The 17152-nt window shown below is 46.2% G+C and carries 16 protein-coding genes, 1 tRNA gene and 1 pseudogene; 13 read left to right on the forward strand and 5 right to left on the reverse strand.

Translation table 11 applies throughout. From position 1 onward, the window contains the following. Positions 1-98 precede the first annotated feature (98 nt). Entirely contained in the window at positions 99-1532 is a 1434-nt protein-coding gene (gene dacB, locus A7Z29_RS16870) for a serine-type D-Ala-D-Ala carboxypeptidase (protein ID WP_001212643.1), read from the reverse strand. A gap of 246 nt (positions 1533-1778) precedes the next feature. Between dacB and greA the strand changes: the two genes are divergently transcribed. Then, on the forward strand, positions 1779-2255 hold the full coding sequence (gene greA / locus A7Z29_RS16875) for a transcription elongation factor GreA (RefSeq protein WP_001148001.1): 477 nt from the start codon (positions 1779-1781) through the stop codon (positions 2253-2255). A gap of 155 nt (positions 2256-2410) precedes the next feature. Here the strand turns inward: greA and yhbY are convergent, their stop codons facing one another. After that, positions 2411-2704, reverse strand: coding sequence for a ribosome assembly RNA-binding protein YhbY (yhbY, locus tag A7Z29_RS16880; protein WP_001054420.1), 294 nt, complete (start codon positions 2702-2704; stop codon positions 2411-2413). Between the two features lie 126 nt (positions 2705-2830). On the opposite strand from yhbY, the gene rlmE reads away from it, so the two are divergent. From rlmE to A7Z29_RS24080, 7 genes are all read left to right on the forward strand, one after another. Beyond that, on the forward strand, positions 2831-3460 hold the full coding sequence (gene rlmE / locus A7Z29_RS16885) for a 23S rRNA (uridine(2552)-2'-O)-methyltransferase RlmE (protein WP_000145975.1): 630 nt from the start codon (positions 2831-2833) through the stop codon (positions 3458-3460). 99 nt (positions 3461-3559) lie between these two features. After that, on the forward strand, positions 3560-5494 hold the full coding sequence (ftsH, locus tag A7Z29_RS16890; RefSeq protein ID WP_001107477.1) for an ATP-dependent zinc metalloprotease FtsH: 1935 nt from the start codon (positions 3560-3562) through the stop codon (positions 5492-5494). A gap of 89 nt (positions 5495-5583) precedes the next feature. Next, entirely contained in the window at positions 5584-6432 is an 849-nt protein-coding gene (gene folP, locus A7Z29_RS16895) for a dihydropteroate synthase (RefSeq protein WP_000764735.1), read from the forward strand. Next, positions 6425-7762, forward strand: a complete 1338-nt coding sequence (glmM, locus tag A7Z29_RS16900; RefSeq protein ID WP_000071137.1) for a phosphoglucosamine mutase — start codon at positions 6425-6427, stop codon at positions 7760-7762. Before folP ends, glmM begins: the two co-directional genes overlap by 8 nt. A gap of 227 nt (positions 7763-7989) precedes the next feature. Next, positions 7990-8322, forward strand: a complete 333-nt coding sequence (gene secG, locus A7Z29_RS16905; protein ID WP_001517162.1) for a preprotein translocase subunit SecG — start codon at positions 7990-7992, stop codon at positions 8320-8322. A 13-nt stretch (positions 8323-8335) separates the two neighbouring features. Further along, positions 8336-8422, forward strand: a tRNA-Leu gene (locus A7Z29_RS16910). 207 nt (positions 8423-8629) lie between these two features. Further along, positions 8630-8728 carry a hypothetical protein gene (locus A7Z29_RS24080; RefSeq protein WP_432758338.1) on the forward strand — a complete coding sequence of 33 codons (99 nt, stop codon included), beginning with the start codon at positions 8630-8632 and terminating at the stop codon, positions 8726-8728. Positions 8729-9063: 335 nt separating this feature from the next. Here the strand turns inward: A7Z29_RS24080 and A7Z29_RS24085 are convergent. The 3 genes and pseudogenes from A7Z29_RS24085 to nanC all read right to left on the reverse strand — a co-directional run. Beyond that, positions 9064-9672: pseudogene (locus A7Z29_RS24085) on the reverse strand (sialate O-acetylesterase); the annotation flags it as partial. A 35-nt stretch (positions 9673-9707) separates the two neighbouring features. After that, positions 9708-10814 carry an N-acetylneuraminate epimerase gene (nanM, locus tag A7Z29_RS16920; protein ID WP_024212370.1) on the reverse strand — a complete coding sequence of 369 codons (1107 nt, stop codon included), beginning with the start codon at positions 10812-10814 and terminating at the stop codon, positions 9708-9710. A 19-nt stretch (positions 10815-10833) separates the two neighbouring features. Next, positions 10834-11550, reverse strand: a complete 717-nt coding sequence (gene nanC, locus A7Z29_RS16925; protein ID WP_016159471.1) for an N-acetylneuraminic acid outer membrane channel NanC — start codon at positions 11548-11550, stop codon at positions 10834-10836. A gap of 1483 nt (positions 11551-13033) precedes the next feature. Between nanC and fimB the strand changes: the two genes are divergently transcribed. The 5 genes from fimB (at position 13034) to fimC (ending at position 17105) form a co-directional block, all read left to right on the forward strand. Beyond that, positions 13034-13636, forward strand: coding sequence for a type 1 fimbria switch DNA invertase FimB (gene fimB / locus A7Z29_RS16935; RefSeq protein WP_000790591.1), 603 nt, complete (start codon positions 13034-13036; stop codon positions 13634-13636). 477 nt (positions 13637-14113) lie between these two features. Then, entirely contained in the window at positions 14114-14710 is a 597-nt protein-coding gene (fimE, locus tag A7Z29_RS16940) for a type 1 fimbria switch DNA invertase FimE (protein ID WP_000044716.1), read from the forward strand. A gap of 479 nt (positions 14711-15189) precedes the next feature. Beyond that, on the forward strand, positions 15190-15738 hold the full coding sequence (gene fimA / locus A7Z29_RS16945) for a type 1 fimbrial major subunit FimA (protein ID WP_000695568.1): 549 nt from the start codon (positions 15190-15192) through the stop codon (positions 15736-15738). Between the two features lie 65 nt (positions 15739-15803). Beyond that, complete coding sequence (gene fimI / locus A7Z29_RS16950) at positions 15804-16343, forward strand: type 1 fimbrial minor subunit FimI (protein ID WP_105290511.1); 540 nt, start codon at positions 15804-15806, stop codon at positions 16341-16343. A gap of 36 nt (positions 16344-16379) precedes the next feature. Next, on the forward strand, positions 16380-17105 hold the full coding sequence (gene fimC / locus A7Z29_RS16955) for a type 1 fimbria chaperone FimC (RefSeq protein ID WP_000066542.1): 726 nt from the start codon (positions 16380-16382) through the stop codon (positions 17103-17105). Positions 17106-17152 lie beyond the last annotated feature (47 nt).

The following is a 17152-nucleotide window of genomic DNA, read 5'->3' on the forward strand; positions in this document are numbered from 1 at the left end:
ACGCCAAATAGCCTGATGCGCTACGCTTATCAGGCATAAACAAAGCGCACTTTGTCAATAATCTGAAACCCCGACCATGCGCCGGGGTTTCTTTTTGACTAATTGTTCTGATAAATATCTTTATACAAGCGGCTTTCAAAGCGCACTAACGGAATACGGCGATTACGCTGATCCGCCGGTTCTACTGCATAGCCAGAAAGATATTGCACAAACGCCATTCGTTGCCCGCTCGCTGTGGTAATGAATCCCGCCAGGTTATATACCCCCTGCAACGAACCGGTTTTCGCTGAGACTTTGCCATCCACGCCCGCCTGATGCAGACCCGCACGGTACTGTAACGAGCCGTCATAACCCGCCAGCGGCAGCATAGAGATAAAGTTAAGCTCATTGTCATGTTGGGCGATATATTGCAGCACCTGCATCATGGTGGCAGGCGCAATCAGGTTATGGCGTGAAAGTCCCGAGCCGTCGGCAATAATCGTGTTGCCAATATCGACACCGGCTTGCTGACGCAGAATTTGGCGCACGGCGTCCGATCCGGCCCGCCATGTTCCAGGCACATTGAAGCGCGCATGGCCTATCATGCGGAAAACCGTATCGGCGATCATGTTGTCTGATTTTTTCAGCATAATCTTAAGCAGATCATGCAAAGGAGCCGATTGTTTACTGGCCACCACCGTTCCCGGTTCGTTAACCTGCGTTTGTCGCAGCAGTGTTCCGCTCCAGGTGATACCCGCTTGTTTTAACTCATCTTTCAGAATCGCCCCGGCATAGCTGGCACCATCTTGCACCGCAAAGGCTAACGGTAGAGGTTCGGAACGTTGTGGCAGGCATCCGGTCAGCGTAAAGCGGTTCAGGTCGCCTGGCACGACATCCAGCTCGCAGTATTGCGCTTCGGCAGAACCACGGGGTAGGGTGCGTACCTGGCTGAACATCGTAACGGGGTAATAAGATGCCACGCGTATAAAAGCCATATCACCGGGTTTTTGGGCGCTGTAGAGCGAGACGGAGAAGCAATTGCGGTCAACGATGGCAGCGGCGGGTGGTGCGCTAAAGCATTGTGTCATGTCATTCCATGGCCAGCCGGGAGCTTTATCATGGCTGGCAAAAATGGAGGTATCTATGAGTACATTGCCATCGATTTGTGTGACACCAGATTTTTTCAGAGTCGCGACCATATTGCGAATATCCTGACGTTTTAACGTCGGATCGGCACCAAATCGCGCCACTAAATCGCCTTTAAGCACTCCGTTTTCCACATTACCTTTGGTTTCAAGCGTAGTGGTAAAACGAAAATCGGGGCCGAGTTGAATCAACGCAGCCAGCGCAGTGATTACTTTTTGCGTACTGGCGGGCAGCGCCATCTGCTGACTGTGGTAATCAATCGTGGGGGCAGACGCGCCGACTTTTTGCACCATCAGGGCAAGGTTGGCACCAGCGGGAAGTTGAGTAATGTACTCATCAACATTCGCAGCCTGAACACTGAACGCTATACAGCTGGTCAATCCGATGATAAATCTGGAAAATCGCATAATCTCGCGCTAACAACCTGGAATCGAGCCGTCATACTACGGCGCAACGCCCTATAAAGTAAACGATGACCCTTCGGGAACTTCAGGGTAAAATGATCATCAAAATGTGAATTGTAGCTGACCTGGAACCTGTTTCCGGGTCGGTATTTTTTTGCTTCTGGCCTGGTGAGGAGTTATGCCGGGCTGACCGAACAGCCGGGGTGGGTGGAGACTCGCCCCATCAGGAATATTCAAGAGGTATAACAAATGCAAGCTATTCCGATGACCTTACGCGGCGCTGAAAAATTACGCGAAGAGCTGGATTTTCTGAAATCTGTGCGCCGTCCTGAAATCATTGCTGCTATCGCGGAAGCGCGTGAACATGGCGACCTGAAAGAGAACGCTGAATATCACGCTGCGCGTGAACAGCAGGGCTTCTGCGAAGGCCGTATCAAAGACATCGAAGCCAAGCTGTCGAACGCGCAGGTGATTGATGTCACCAAAATGCCAAACAATGGCCGCGTTATTTTTGGTGCTACCGTAACGGTGTTGAATCTGGATTCTGATGAAGAACAGACTTATCGCATCGTAGGCGATGACGAAGCTGACTTTAAACAAAACCTGATTTCTGTAAACTCACCTATCGCTCGTGGCCTGATCGGCAAAGAAGAAGATGATGTTGTGGTCATCAAAACGCCAGGCGGCGAAGTAGAATTTGAAGTAATTAAGGTAGAATACCTGTAAGAATTACCCAATACTCAAGATGTTGATGTATTGTAAAGAAAGGAAAAAGGCCGCTATGCGGCCTTTTATCAACGAACAGAGCGTGGCATTTTGCTCTCCTGCCTGCGGAAAATCCCTCGTTTTACACAGAAAATGTGTGTAACTTTAGGATAATCTTAGCGTGGCAGCGAGATTTTACGTTCTTTAGTTGGGCGATAAAGCACCAGCGTTTTACCGATGACCTGTACATTACAGGCGCCGGTTTCGCGCACGATAGCTTCCACGATCAAGGTTTTAGTTTCGCGATCTTCGGTGGCGATTTTCACCTTGATGAGTTCATGGTGCTCTAACGCTTGTTCAATCTCGGCCAGCACCCCTTCGGTCAAACCATTACTGCCAAGCAGAACAACTGGCTTGAGCGGATGTGCCAGACCTTTCAGGTGTTGTTTTTGTTTAGTACTCAGATTCATCGTATTTTTTTGCTTACGTTGGGATTGAAAACGGGTCATTCTACCGCCATCTCCCATATATCACCAAATAGGCGCGTAAAAATTTACGCAATTGGTTACGATGAGTTATCCCAATGGGAAAGTTAAATGACAGGTAAGAAGCGTTCTGCCAGCTCCAGCCGCTGGCTTCAGGAACACTTTAGCGATAAATATGTTCAACAGGCACAGAAAAAGGGGTTACGTTCCCGTGCCTGGTTTAAACTTGATGAAATACAGCAAAGTGACAAACTCTTTAAACCGGGAATGACGGTTGTCGACCTTGGTGCTGCCCCGGGTGGTTGGTCACAATATGTGGTCACCCAAATTGGCGGCAAAGGCCGCATCATCGCTTGCGATCTTTTACCTATGGATCCTATCGTTGGTGTGGACTTTCTTCAGGGCGATTTTCGTGATGAACTGGTGATGAAAGCACTGCTGGAACGCGTAGGCGACAGCAAAGTCCAGGTTGTCATGTCCGATATGGCACCAAACATGAGCGGAACACCGGCGGTGGATATCCCCCGTGCCATGTATCTGGTGGAACTGGCGCTAGAAATGTGTCGTGATGTGTTAGCGCCGGGTGGCAGTTTTGTAGTGAAGGTGTTCCAGGGCGAAGGTTTCGATGAGTATCTAAGGGAAATTCGCTCCCTGTTTACGAAGGTCAAAGTTCGTAAGCCGGACTCTTCTCGTGCACGTTCGCGGGAAGTGTATATTGTAGCGACCGGGCGTAAACCCTAACCGGGAGATTTCAGACGAAAGTTTGAAAGATGCTGGATATAGAGTATCCTGACGCTGTTTTTAACACAGTTGTAATAAGAGGTTAATCCCTTGAGTGACATGGCGAAAAACCTAATACTCTGGCTGGTCATTGCCGTTGTGCTGATGTCAGTATTCCAGAGCTTTGGGCCCAGCGAGTCTAATGGCCGTAAGGTGGATTACTCTACCTTCCTACAAGAGGTCAATAACGACCAGGTTCGTGAAGCGCGTATCAACGGACGTGAAATCAACGTTACCAAGAAAGATAGTAACCGTTATACCACTTACATTCCGGTTCAGGATCCGAAACTACTGGATAACCTGCTGACCAAGAACGTCAAGGTTGTCGGTGAACCGCCTGAAGAGCCAAGCCTGCTGGCTTCTATCTTCATCTCATGGTTCCCGATGCTGTTACTGATTGGTGTCTGGATCTTCTTCATGCGTCAAATGCAGGGCGGCGGCGGTAAAGGCGCGATGTCGTTCGGTAAGAGCAAAGCGCGCATGTTGACGGAAGATCAGATCAAAACGACCTTTGCTGATGTTGCTGGTTGCGACGAAGCAAAAGAAGAAGTTGCCGAACTGGTTGAGTATCTGCGTGAGCCGAGCCGCTTCCAGAAACTGGGCGGTAAGATCCCGAAAGGCGTCCTGATGGTCGGTCCTCCGGGTACGGGTAAAACGCTGCTGGCGAAAGCCATTGCAGGTGAAGCGAAAGTTCCGTTCTTTACCATCTCCGGTTCTGACTTCGTAGAAATGTTCGTCGGTGTGGGTGCATCTCGTGTGCGTGACATGTTCGAACAGGCGAAGAAAGCGGCACCGTGCATCATCTTCATCGATGAAATCGACGCCGTAGGTCGCCAGCGTGGCGCTGGTCTGGGTGGTGGTCATGATGAGCGTGAACAGACCCTGAACCAGATGCTGGTTGAGATGGATGGCTTCGAAGGTAACGAAGGTATCATCGTTATCGCGGCGACTAACCGTCCGGACGTTCTCGACCCGGCACTGCTGCGTCCTGGTCGTTTCGACCGTCAGGTTGTGGTTGGTCTGCCAGATGTCCGTGGGCGTGAGCAGATCCTGAAAGTGCATATGCGTCGCGTACCGTTGGCGCCAGATGTTGATGCGGCAATTATTGCTCGAGGCACACCAGGCTTCTCCGGTGCAGACCTGGCGAACCTGGTGAACGAAGCGGCACTGTTTGCGGCACGTGGCAACAAACGCGTTGTATCAATGGTTGAATTCGAAAAAGCGAAAGACAAAATCATGATGGGTGCGGAACGTCGCTCCATGGTGATGACGGAAGCGCAGAAAGAATCGACTGCTTACCACGAAGCTGGCCACGCGATTATTGGTCGTCTGGTGCCGGAACACGATCCGGTGCACAAAGTAACGATTATCCCGCGCGGTCGCGCGTTGGGTGTGACCTTCTTCCTGCCTGAAGGCGACGCAATCAGCGCCAGCCGACAGAAACTGGAAAGTCAGATTAGTACCCTGTACGGCGGTCGTCTGGCAGAAGAGATCATCTACGGACCAGAACATGTTTCTACCGGTGCGTCGAACGATATTAAAGTTGCGACTAACCTGGCGCGTAACATGGTGACCCAGTGGGGCTTCTCTGAAAAACTCGGTCCGCTGCTGTATGCGGAAGAAGAAGGTGAAGTTTTCCTCGGTCGTAGCGTGGCGAAAGCAAAACATATGTCCGATGAAACCGCGCGTATCATCGACCAGGAAGTGAAGTCACTGATTGAACGTAACTATAATCGTGCGCGTCAGTTGTTGAACGACAACCTGGATATTCTTCATGCGATGAAAGATGCACTCATGAAATATGAAACCATCGACGCACCGCAGATTGATGACTTGATGGCTCGTCGCGATGTACGCCCGCCTGCAGGTTGGGATGAGTCGGGAGCATCTAACAATTCTGACAATAATGGCACTCCAAAGGCGCCGCGTCCGGTTGATGAACCACGTACGCCAAATCCGGGTAACACCATGTCAGAGCAGTTAGGCGACAAGTAAGTTCCCGCATCAGATGACTGTATTTGTACCGAAAACCCCGGGGCGTGCTCCGGGGTTTTTTCTTATCAATTTATACCAGGGATAACACCATGAAACTCTTTGCCCAGGGCACTTCACTGGATCTTAGCCATCCTCACGTGATGGGGATACTCAACGTCACGCCAGATTCTTTTTCTGATGGTGGTACGCATAACTCTCTGATTGATGCAGTGAAACATGCGAATCTGATGATCAACGCTGGCGCGACGATTATCGACGTTGGTGGAGAGTCTACGCGTCCAGGTGCAGCGGAAGTGAGTGTTGAAGAAGAGTTGCAACGTGTTATTCCGGTGGTTGAGGCAATTGCGCAACGATTCGAAGTCTGGATCTCTGTGGATACCTCCAAACCGGAAGTTATCCGTGAGTCGGCGAAAGTGGGCGCTCACATCATTAACGATATCCGCTCCCTTTCCGAACCTGGCGCTCTGGAAGCGGCTGCGGAAACTGGTTTACCCGTATGCCTGATGCATATGCAGGGAAATCCAAAGACCATGCAGGAAGCGCCGAAGTATGACGATGTTTATGCTGAAGTGAATCGCTACTTTATTGAGCAAATAGCACGCTGTGAACGGGCGGGTATCGCAAAAGAGAAATTGTTGCTCGACCCGGGATTCGGTTTCGGTAAAAATCTCCACCATAACTATTCATTATTGGCGCGTCTGGCTGAATTTCACCATTTCAACCTGCCGCTGTTGGTGGGTATGTCACGAAAATCGATGATTGGACAACTGCTGAACGTGGGGCCGTCCGAACGCCTGAGCGGTAGTCTGGCCTGTGCAGTTATTGCTGCGATGCAGGGCGCACACATCATTCGTGTTCATGACGTCAAAGAAACCGTAGAAGCGATGCGAGTGGTGGAAGCCACTCTGTCTGCAAAGGAAAACAAACGCTATGAGTAATCGTAAATATTTCGGGACCGATGGGATCCGTGGTCGTGTTGGGGATGCGCCGATCACCCCTGATTTTGTGCTGAAGCTGGGCTGGGCAGCAGGTAAAGTGCTGGCGCGTCATGGTTCCCGTAAGATCATTATTGGTAAAGACACGCGTATTTCTGGCTATATGCTGGAGTCGGCGCTGGAAGCGGGTTTGGCGGCAGCGGGACTTTCCGCACTTTTTACCGGCCCGATGCCAACACCGGCAGTGGCTTATCTGACGCGTACCTTCCGCGCAGAGGCCGGGATTGTGATTTCCGCATCGCATAACCCGTTCTACGATAATGGCATTAAATTCTTCTCTATCGACGGCACCAAACTGCCGGATGCGGTAGAAGAGGCCATCGAAGCTGAAATGGAAAAAGAGATTAGCTGCGTTGATTCGGCAGAACTGGGTAAAGCCAGCCGTATCGTTGATGCTGCGGGTCGCTATATCGAATTTTGCAAAGCCACGTTCCCGAACGAACTTAGCCTCAGTGAACTGAAGATTGTGGTGGATTGCGCAAATGGCGCGACTTATCACATCGCGCCAAACGTGCTGCGCGAGTTGGGAGCGAACGTTATCGCCATCGGTTGTGAGCCGAACGGCGTAAACATCAATGCCGAAGTGGGGGCAACTGATGTTCGTGCGCTACAGGCACGCGTATTGGCTGAAAAAGCAGATCTCGGCATTGCCTTTGACGGCGACGGCGACCGCGTGATTATGGTTGACCATGAAGGCAATAAAGTCGATGGCGATCAGATCATGTATATCATCGCGCGTGAAGGTCTTCGTCAGGGGCAGCTGCGTGGTGGCGCGGTGGGTACATTAATGAGCAACATGGGGCTGGAACTGGCGCTGAAACAGTTAGGCATTCCATTTGCACGTGCGAAAGTGGGCGACCGCTACGTACTGGAAAAAATGCAGGAAAAAGGCTGGCGTATCGGTGCAGAGAACTCCGGTCATGTGATCCTGCTGGATAAAACTACTACCGGTGACGGCATCGTTGCTGGTTTGCAGGTGCTGGCGGCGATGGCGCGTAACCATATGAGCCTGCACGACCTTTGCAGTGGCATGAAAATGTTCCCGCAGATTCTGGTTAACGTGCGTTATACCGCAGGTAGCGGCGATCCGCTGGAGCATGAGTCTGTTAAAGCCGTGACCGCCGAAGTTGAAGCGGCGCTGGGTAGCCGTGGGCGTGTGCTGTTGCGTAAATCCGGCACTGAGCCGTTAATTCGCGTGATGGTTGAAGGTGAAGACGAAGCGCAGGTCACCGAGTTTGCTCACCGTATCGCTGATGCGGTAAAAGCGGTTTAATGCGATAACTAACTGGCTAAAAAGGCGGCGATTGTCGCCTTTGTTTTTCTTATGCACATCTATTTTGCTGTTTTTTTCCGCAGTTGATACAATGCAATAAAATTGCCCTTGCGAAGGTCATTCGCTTTGGTTAGTATTCACACCCGCTTCAGTGGGAAAGATTAAATTCTCCCGCTTTATTGGTTGAAGCATTGGTACGCGGCAACTCCGCAAGGAACAGGTTGATTATGTACGAAGCTCTTTTAGTAGTTTTCCTTATTGTAGCAATTGGCCTTGTTGGTCTGATCATGCTGCAGCAAGGTAAAGGCGCTGATATGGGAGCCTCCTTCGGAGCAGGCGCTTCCGCTACGCTGTTTGGTTCAAGTGGTTCTGGCAACTTCATGACCCGTATGACGGCTGTGCTGGCAACGTTGTTCTTCATCATCAGTCTGGTGCTGGGTAACATCAACAGCAACAAAACCAATAAAGGTAGCGAATGGGAAAATCTGAGTGCTCCGGCGAAAACCGAACAAACTCAGCCAGCTGCTCCGGCTAAGCCGACCAGCGATATCCCGAACTAAGAATAGTATCTGTGCTGAGGTGGTGGAATTGGTAGACACGCTACCTTGAGGTGGTAGTGCCCTAACGGGCTTGTGGGTTCGAGTCCCATCCTCAGTACCAATATTCCAAAAGAAAGACGCTGAAAAGCGTCTTTTTTTGTATCTGTTGCCCGTCTGAATAGCGTTAAACAAAGTTTTCTGCATCATTATTTTCTACAAGCGCAATCGCCCTATGTTGCATAGGTTGTGATTACATAATCGTTGTAGATACCGTTTGAAGAGGCTGAAGATTACCAACAGAGTTCAGAGCATTGATGGATGCGCATAAATCAAATTTGTGAGTGCTCACTTTTCCTGCCAAAACCGCAAAATAACGTCAGCAAATTTGTCGGAAATAATCCCCCGACGGGCTGCCGAGCTAAAATGACTGCTTCGTAGCGCCGTTGTCCAGTTTTCTGGCGTTCGGTACGCTGAACCGTAATATCCCGTGATTAAATCGTCCGGATCTTCATCAGGCTCGTTCGTTAGCCCTCGTTCGTCTTGTTGCTGGAAGCCGACAAAAATAATATTGGTTAAGGCATTCTTTTTGTAATTGCCATAAATAGTTTCGTACGCATGAGGATAATTTTCTTTCCAGTACCAGGTGGTATCGCCGCAGAACCACGGAGCAGCGGAAGTGTTAGTATTCAGAAGCTGAGAACTGTACTGCTTTAAATCCTTACGAAAGGCCTCAACCATATTATTAAAATATTGAGGGTGTAACGCGTAGTCACTCGTCATTAAGTCAAATTCGCCCTGCATCCAGCATACGCCGAGGAATTTATTCTGCGGATTCTTCGCCAGTGCAGCTCGCGTTCTGTTGACTAAATCCTGATACAGCGGAGTATCCGTTCCCCAACGACATGCATCATGGCTGGCTCCGTGCTGTTCTGAATATGTTCCTTCGCAGCCTGCGGTAAAAGCCGATCCGCCACGACAACAAGGAACGATGAGAACGCCAGCATTATCAGGAATGAAGGGGAGTAATTTCCGCGCAATATGTAGTGCCTGTCCAACTGTACCGTATTGTGTTTGATGATCCGTTGCCAGAGGATGGTGATAATCCCGCATATCCTGAACATCGTGTGGGCAGTGAGTCAGTGGAATAATGTCATTAAATTGACATGACGAGCCACCGGGATGCGTCTGTGTAAATCTTGCCAGTTGTTTTATTCTGGGGTGAGGCGCATCTTCACTGTCTGGTAAGGGAAGTCCTTCGCCATATGCCATGGCATTAGATTGTCCGGCAACGGTAAGAACATAGTAATAATCGGGCGATATTATCGTGTTCATATATATGCGTAATTGAAATGACAACAGGTGATGAGCCATTGATCGCAGGGCTCCTTTGCTGGAGCCCTGAAAAGTTAGTTTTGTACAGTAACTTTATTATCTTTCACAGAGAGCAACACTGAATCCGCCACAGCTTTGCCGCCCGTAGTTTCACCGCCAATAATCAATAAATTATTATTCCAGGGCAATGATACTCCGTAGGCCCGACCTTGCGACAGTTCGCCAGATTTCTCCCATTTCCCGTTATGCCAAAGATGAATATCGGCGCTATACGATTTTTTCAGACCTTCATGCGCATAGTTTTTACCGTTCTGGTAATTTTCTCGTGAACCTTTGAATCCGGCTCCCCCGGCAAATATAAGAGAGTCATTGCTAATACCTGCAAAACCGCCAGCTACGCCATCTGGGGAGGAGACGGGAGAAAGTTTATTCCATTTTATGCCATTGCCGGTGAAATCAAGCTCAAATACAGCATCAGTTCGCAGTCCTGGTTTGGCTTCGCCATTAATAAGCCAGGTTTTATCACCTTTATTTACTACCGCTGCACCAGCCGTACCATACCAGGGGGATTCGCCAGTGTAACTCCATTGCTGTGTAGAGGGATCAAAAGACAACAGGAACTTATTGAAGAAATAATCTTCTGCTTTTTTGTCAAAATAGTGGGTGTTGATTTTATCTATAGCCGCTGAATCTTTTCCTGCCTCCTTGAGATCTTCAAAATAGCCATTAAAGATATTTTGGTTAACGCCGCCAGTAATATAGGCTTTGCCGTTGTGTACAAAGGTCACATGACCTGCCATGCCCATCGGTGCGTGCGACATTAATTTAACCCAAGTATTGGTTTTGGGATTATATTTGTGTACGTCGTTGAATACCTGAGTTAACCCCTCACTGTTTTTACCAACACCGCCAAATACATACAAATTACCATCAATAAAGGCAGAGGTTGCTTGATCTCTCGGGCCAGCGGGGAATTCCGCCAGAGCTATCCATTTTTTATCTTTGGCTTGCGTATCCAGCTTGTACCACGCCGTACCTGCGCTACCTAAACCAATGTAGACAGTGTCGTTATCAATTACACCAGTACCACTTTTAAATGGCACAGGAGTTTCTGGTAATACCGACGCGTTTGCGGCACATGAAGCCATCATGATAGCAAGTGCCGTTATTGTTTTATTCATTGTGACTGTCTCCTGTCTACTACAGTTTAAATGACACACCAATGCGATAACTGTTTTCCGATAAATTATCTCTACCGTTGTAAACACCCTGACGGTCAAGGTAGTCATATTCTATGTATGGCGTAATATCGGGCGTCATATGGTATTGTAGAACAAATGCATTTTCCGTCGCCCATTTCTTATGGTTTGCATAGCGATAATCGTTTTGTTTGCTGTACAGCGTCGTTTGCCATGCGAAGGTGAAATCACTATTAATATTGTAAGTGACATATCCATCCCAACGATGAACGTTATCACGAGACATATCACCAGATAAGTCTTGTTGTCGGTAAGCTTTCCAGTCGTAACGATAGCGAATGCCAAAATTGAGATCTTTTGTCGCATCCCATGACAGTTTTACGTAAGGTCCATAGCGTGTGCCATTGCTGCTAAAATGGGTTAACATTCCTGGGCGCACGGTCCATTGATCATCAAGTTTAATCGCGTAATTAACTTCAACCTGAACATCATTTAATGCGGCATTTTCCTTTTTATTATCATGAATGGTATTCCAGGTATTACTTTCCATACTTGCCCACCATCCATTTTTCCACCCCTCACTGACTTTGAGTCGAGTTTCATAGGCATGGCTTCCACTACGATATCCACCACGCACATCCAGTGTTGCAGCCTGAGAAATTAATGGTGAAGAAAAGCAGAGTAATAATACGCCAGAAAGTATTTTAGCCTTTTTCATAAATTTCACTCATTTGTAGAATACAGAAAGTAATACGAAGTCCGAATAAACAAATAGCATTTATGTTATGTGCTCTTTTTTGCCAGGATTATAGCGTCATTGGCCACGGATAATTATGTTTTATTTTTTTTGTATAATGCCTCCTGTGAGAAATTGCTTTCCACATAATTTAAGATAAACCGAGATCTGGATTAAATACCTGAGTATTAAATCTATTCTGATGTTTATTTGATTTTAGTGTTCGTAAGCTATTTCACTTACTAAATCCATTTTTAGCCAGTGTCATAAAATGGATTGTTTGTTGATCTCATTTTCATACTCCTTTCAGACTGAAGTGCTCTTTCATCACCCGATAAGAGAGGACGCCAGGGATGTTTGTATTAGATTGCGATATGAGTCGTCTTATTTATCTCTTGTGTGTACCTTTATACCTGTTATACCAGATCAAAAATCACACAATCCATACAACAAAACCAGATTTGCAATTCGCGTCACAAAATATGTCGATATTTTTCGAAGGTAAAGATGTTATGTAAGGCCAGATGGTCATTCTCGACTGCCTTCATGAAACTGAAGTTTTGTTATTAACTAATTGTTTATAATGTATTTTTAATGATTTTCGGCAGTGCCGGGTTTACAAGCTAACTCCTCAGGTATGGTGAAAATGAGTGTTTATCCGCTATCAGATTGACAATAATTCTCATCATAAAATATGTTTTAACGTTCTGAGACTAAGGGCAACCTGGTATGTAGTAGAGGAGTTTCTGATCCTGTCCAGGGCTGGCTCGTTGATGTTCAGCACACTTCAGGATGGGGGGGAATCGGTTATTTGCCGTATCGCCAGTAAATAGTAGTGAGTAAGAAAAGATTAAGTTGAAGTAACCACACCATATTTAACACGAATGTAGATGAAAAAAGGTGCGTGCAGACTTCCCCCCATATCTTTGGACAATACACGGTCTGGAAAGGAATATAACAATCTCACTGCATGAATTTACAAACCAAAGGGTAATAATGGCTAGGGAACTAAGCATTAGCATGATAATAGCCACTTAAAAATTAAGGAATCTCATGAAATAGCAATTTTGAGGAAAATGGAGTTGACTAATAATGTTATATGTGAGATAGCGCGTTGAACAAAAAATTAAATTTTGCTGAATTTTTTTTATGTTGATTTTACTTGTTACAGAACATATCACGTGATATATAGATAAGATTAGTTACATTGATGATGAGGGTTATTATTAGATTCGTCTCAGATTGAAAATATATAAAAGAACATAGCATGCAAGAGCATAGCGTTGTATGGCAAAGTTATTATAAGTAGCTATCGCCATTCTATTTAAGTTCATTCAAAAGAGCTGGTCCACTTGCGTTAGTCATTAAGCAAACATTCGCTTTTATAAACATAATCAGGATTACAATGTTGGATTATTGCTAACCCAGCACAGCTAGTGCGCGTCTGTAATAATAAGGGAAAACGATGAAGAATAAGGCTGATAACAAAAAAAGGAACTTCCTGACCCACAGTGAAATCGAGTCACTCCTTAAAGCAGCAAATACCGGGCCTCATGCTGCACGCAATTATTGTCTGACTTTGCTTTGTTTTATTCATGGCTTTCGGGCGAGTGAAATTTGCCGATTGAGAATTTCGGATATTGATCTGAAGGCAAAGTGCATATATATCCATCGATTAAAAAAAGGCTTTTCAACGACGCACCCGCTATTGAACAAAGAAGTTCAGGCTTTAAAAAACTGGTTGAGTACGCGTACTTCTTATCCACATGCTGAGAGTGAGTGGGTATTTTTATCACGCAAAGGGAATCCGCTTTCTCGTCAACAGTTTTACCATATTATCTCGACTTCAGGTGGTAATGCCGGGCTATCACTGGAGATTCATCCGCACATGTTACGCCATTCGTGTGGTTTTGCTTTGGCGAATATGGGAATAGATACACGACTTATCCAGGATTATCTTGGGCATCGTAATATTCGTCATACCGTCTGGTATACCGCCAGCAATGCAGGGCGTTTTTACGGCATCTGGGACAGACCCAGAGGTCGACAGCGTCACGCTGTTTTATAAAGATGGATGAGATACCAGGGATGGTGTTAAAACCTACATTATTCTTACGATATATCAATAATAATTAACCATTTATTAATTGATGTTATTGTTGGTGTAATTCTTAATTATCATAATAAACATTAGCTTAACCATACCCATACAAAATACAATGGTTTATTTTATTCGAAATAAACAAACAAAAGCATTCATAAATTTACATATCACTTAGATCCTTCTCTTTCTGCACTTTTTTCTTTATTTTTTAAGCAACTGGGAGTTAATCAGGTGCTATCTATTGTTATATTGAATTAAATCAATGAAAATAGATGTTGTCACATCAGTGATATTTTATTTTTGTATGATGTTTAATGTAATTGACTGATAACCACATAACTTTATGTGTGATTATCTTTTTATCTATTGGGCTAATTTTGACCGTTTGAGGTTTCCTATAGGTATTCATTCAAATATATCTCAGTCAGGAGTACTACTATTGTGAGTAAACGTCGTTATCTTACCGGTAAAGAAGTTCAGGCAATGATGCAAGCGGTTTGCTATGGGGCAACGGGAGCCAGAGATTATTGTCTTATTCTATTGGCATATCGGCATGGGATGCGTATTAGTGAGCTGCTTGATTTGCATTATCAAGATCTTGACCTTAATGAAGGTCGAATAAATATTCGCCGACTGAAGAACGGATTTTCTACAGTTCACCCATTACGTTTTGATGAGCGTGAAGCTGTAGAACGCTGGACCCAGGAACGTGCTAACTGGAAAGGCGCTGAGCAGACCGACGCCATATTTATTTCCCGTCGTGGAAGTCGACTTTCTCGTCAGCAGGCCTATCGCATCATTCGTGATGCCGGTATTGAAGCTGGAACCGTGACGCAGACTCACCCTCATATGTTAAGACATGCTTGCGGTTATGAACTGGCGGAGCGTGGTGCAGATACCCGTTTAATTCAGGATTATCTGGGGCATCGAAATATTCGCCATACTGTGCGTTATACCGCCAGTAATGCTGCACGTTTTGCCGGATTATGGGAAAGAAATAATCTTATAAACGAAAAATTAAAAAGAGAAGAGGTTTAATATAACTTGTTGATAATAAAATGAAAAAATAAAGAAATACAAGACAATTGGGGCCAAACTGTCCATATCATAAAAAAGTTTCGTGTTTTTTCTCAAGCATAAAAATATCAAAAAACGACAAAAACAAACTAACTGTTTGATATGTAAACCATTTATCTTGTAAATTAATTTCACATCACCTCCGCTTTACGTAAAGATAACGTTTCTGTGTCTCGAAGCAACTTCCTCATTCTTCTCTCCAAAAACCACCTCATTCAATATAAAAATCTATAAATAAAACTAATACCAGAATATAAAGCCAACAAATAAACTGAAAAAGTTCGTGCGCGATGCTTTCCTCTATGAGTCAAAATGGCCCCAAATGTTTCATTTTTTGGGGGGGAACTGTGCAGTGTTGGCAGTCAAACTCGTTTCCAAAACAAAGTGTACAGAACGACTGCCCATATTGATTTATACGTAGATTTAAAAAGGAAAGCAGCATGAAAATTAAAACTCTGGCAATCGTTGTTCTGTCGGCTCTGTCCCTCAGTTCCACAGCGGCTTTGGCCGCTGCTACGACGGTAAATGGTGGGACAGTTCACTTTAAAGGGGAAGTTGTTAACGCCGCTTGTGCGGTTGATGCAGGCTCTGTTGATCAAACTGTTCAGTTAGGTCAAGTGCGTACCGCTTCGTTGGCACAAGAAGGTGCAACCAGTTCTGCTGTCGGTTTTAACATTCAGCTGAATGATTGCGATACCACTGTTGCAGACAAAGCAGCCATTGCCTTCCTTGGCACAGCAATTGATGGAAATCATACCAACGTACTGGCTCTGCAGAGTTCAGCTGCGGGCAGCGCAACAAATGTTGGTGTGCAGATCCTGGACAGAACGGGTACTGCGCTGGCGCTGGACGGTGCGACATTTAGCGCACAAACAACCCTGAACAACGGAACCAACATCATTCCGTTCCAGGCACGTTATTTTGCAACCGGTGCTGCAACCCCTGGTGCTGCTAATGCGGATGCGACCTTCAAGGTTCAGTATCAATAACCTACTCAGGTTTAGGGACGTCATTATGGGCAAGGATGCCCACTCCTTGTGCGATAAGAATAATGATGAAAAGGACGAGATTATTTCTAGTAGCGTTGTTGCTGCCGATGTTTGCTCTGGCCGGAAATAAATGGAATACCACGTTGCCCGGCGGAAATATGCAATTTCAGGGCGTCATTATTGCGGAAACTTGCCGAGTTGAAGCTGGTGATAAACAAATGACGGTCAATATGGGGCAAATCAGCAGTAACCGGTTTCATGCGGTAGGGGAAGATAGCGCACCGGTGCCTTTTGTTATTCATTTACGGGAATGTAGCACGGTGGTGAGTGAACGTGTGGGTGTGGCGTTTCACGGTGTCGCGGATGGTAAAAATCCGGATGTGCTTTCTGTGGGAGAGGGGCCAGGGATAGCAACCAATATTGGTGTAGCGTTGTTTGATGATGAAGGAAACCTCGTACCGATTAATCGTCCTCCTGTGAACTGGAAACGGCTTTACTCTGGCTCTACTTCGCTACATTTCATCGCCAAATATCGTGCTACCGGGCGTCGGGTTACTGGCGGCATCGCCAATGCCCAGGCCTGGTTCTCTTTAACCTATCAGTAATTGTTCAGCAGACAATGTGATAACAGGAACAGGACAGTGAGTAATAAAAACGTCAATGTAAGGAAATCGCAGGAAATAACATTCTGCTTACTGGCAGGTATCCTGTTGATCATGGCAATGATGGTTGCCGGACGTGCTGAAGCGGGAGTGGCCTTAGGTGCGACACGCGTAATTTATCCTGCAGGGCAAAAACAAGTGCAACTTGCCGTGACAAATAATGATGAGAATAGCACCTATTTAATTCAATCATGGGTAGAAAATGCCGATGGTGTAAAGGATGGTCGTTTTATCGTGACGCCACCTCTGTTTGCGATGAAGGGAAAAAAAGAGAATACCTTGCGTATTCTTGATGCCACAAATAACCAATTGCCGCAGGATCGGGAAAGTTTGTTCTGGATGAATGTCAAAGCGATTCCGTCAATGGATAAATCAAAATTGACCGAGAATACGCTACAGCTCGCGATTATCAGCCGCATTAAACTGTACTATCGCCCGGTTAAATTAGCATTGCCACCCGATCAGGCCGCAGAAAAATTAAGATTCCGTCGCGGCGCAAATTCTCTGACGTTGATTAACCCGACACCCTATTACCTGACGGTAACAGAGTTAAATGCCGGAACACGGATTCTTGAAAATGCCTTGGTGCCTCCAATGGGCGAAAGCACGGTTAAATTGCCTCCTGATGCAGGAAGCAATATTACTTACCGAACAATAAATGATTATGGCGCACTTACCCCAAAAATGACGGGCGTAATGGAGTAACGCAGGGGGAATTTTTCGCCTGAATAAAAAGAATTGACTGCCGGGTA

This window comes from Escherichia sp. MOD1-EC6842 (assembly GCF_002965705.1).
In the GTDB taxonomy this organism is placed as follows: Bacteria; Pseudomonadota; Gammaproteobacteria; order Enterobacterales; family Enterobacteriaceae; genus Escherichia; species Escherichia ruysiae.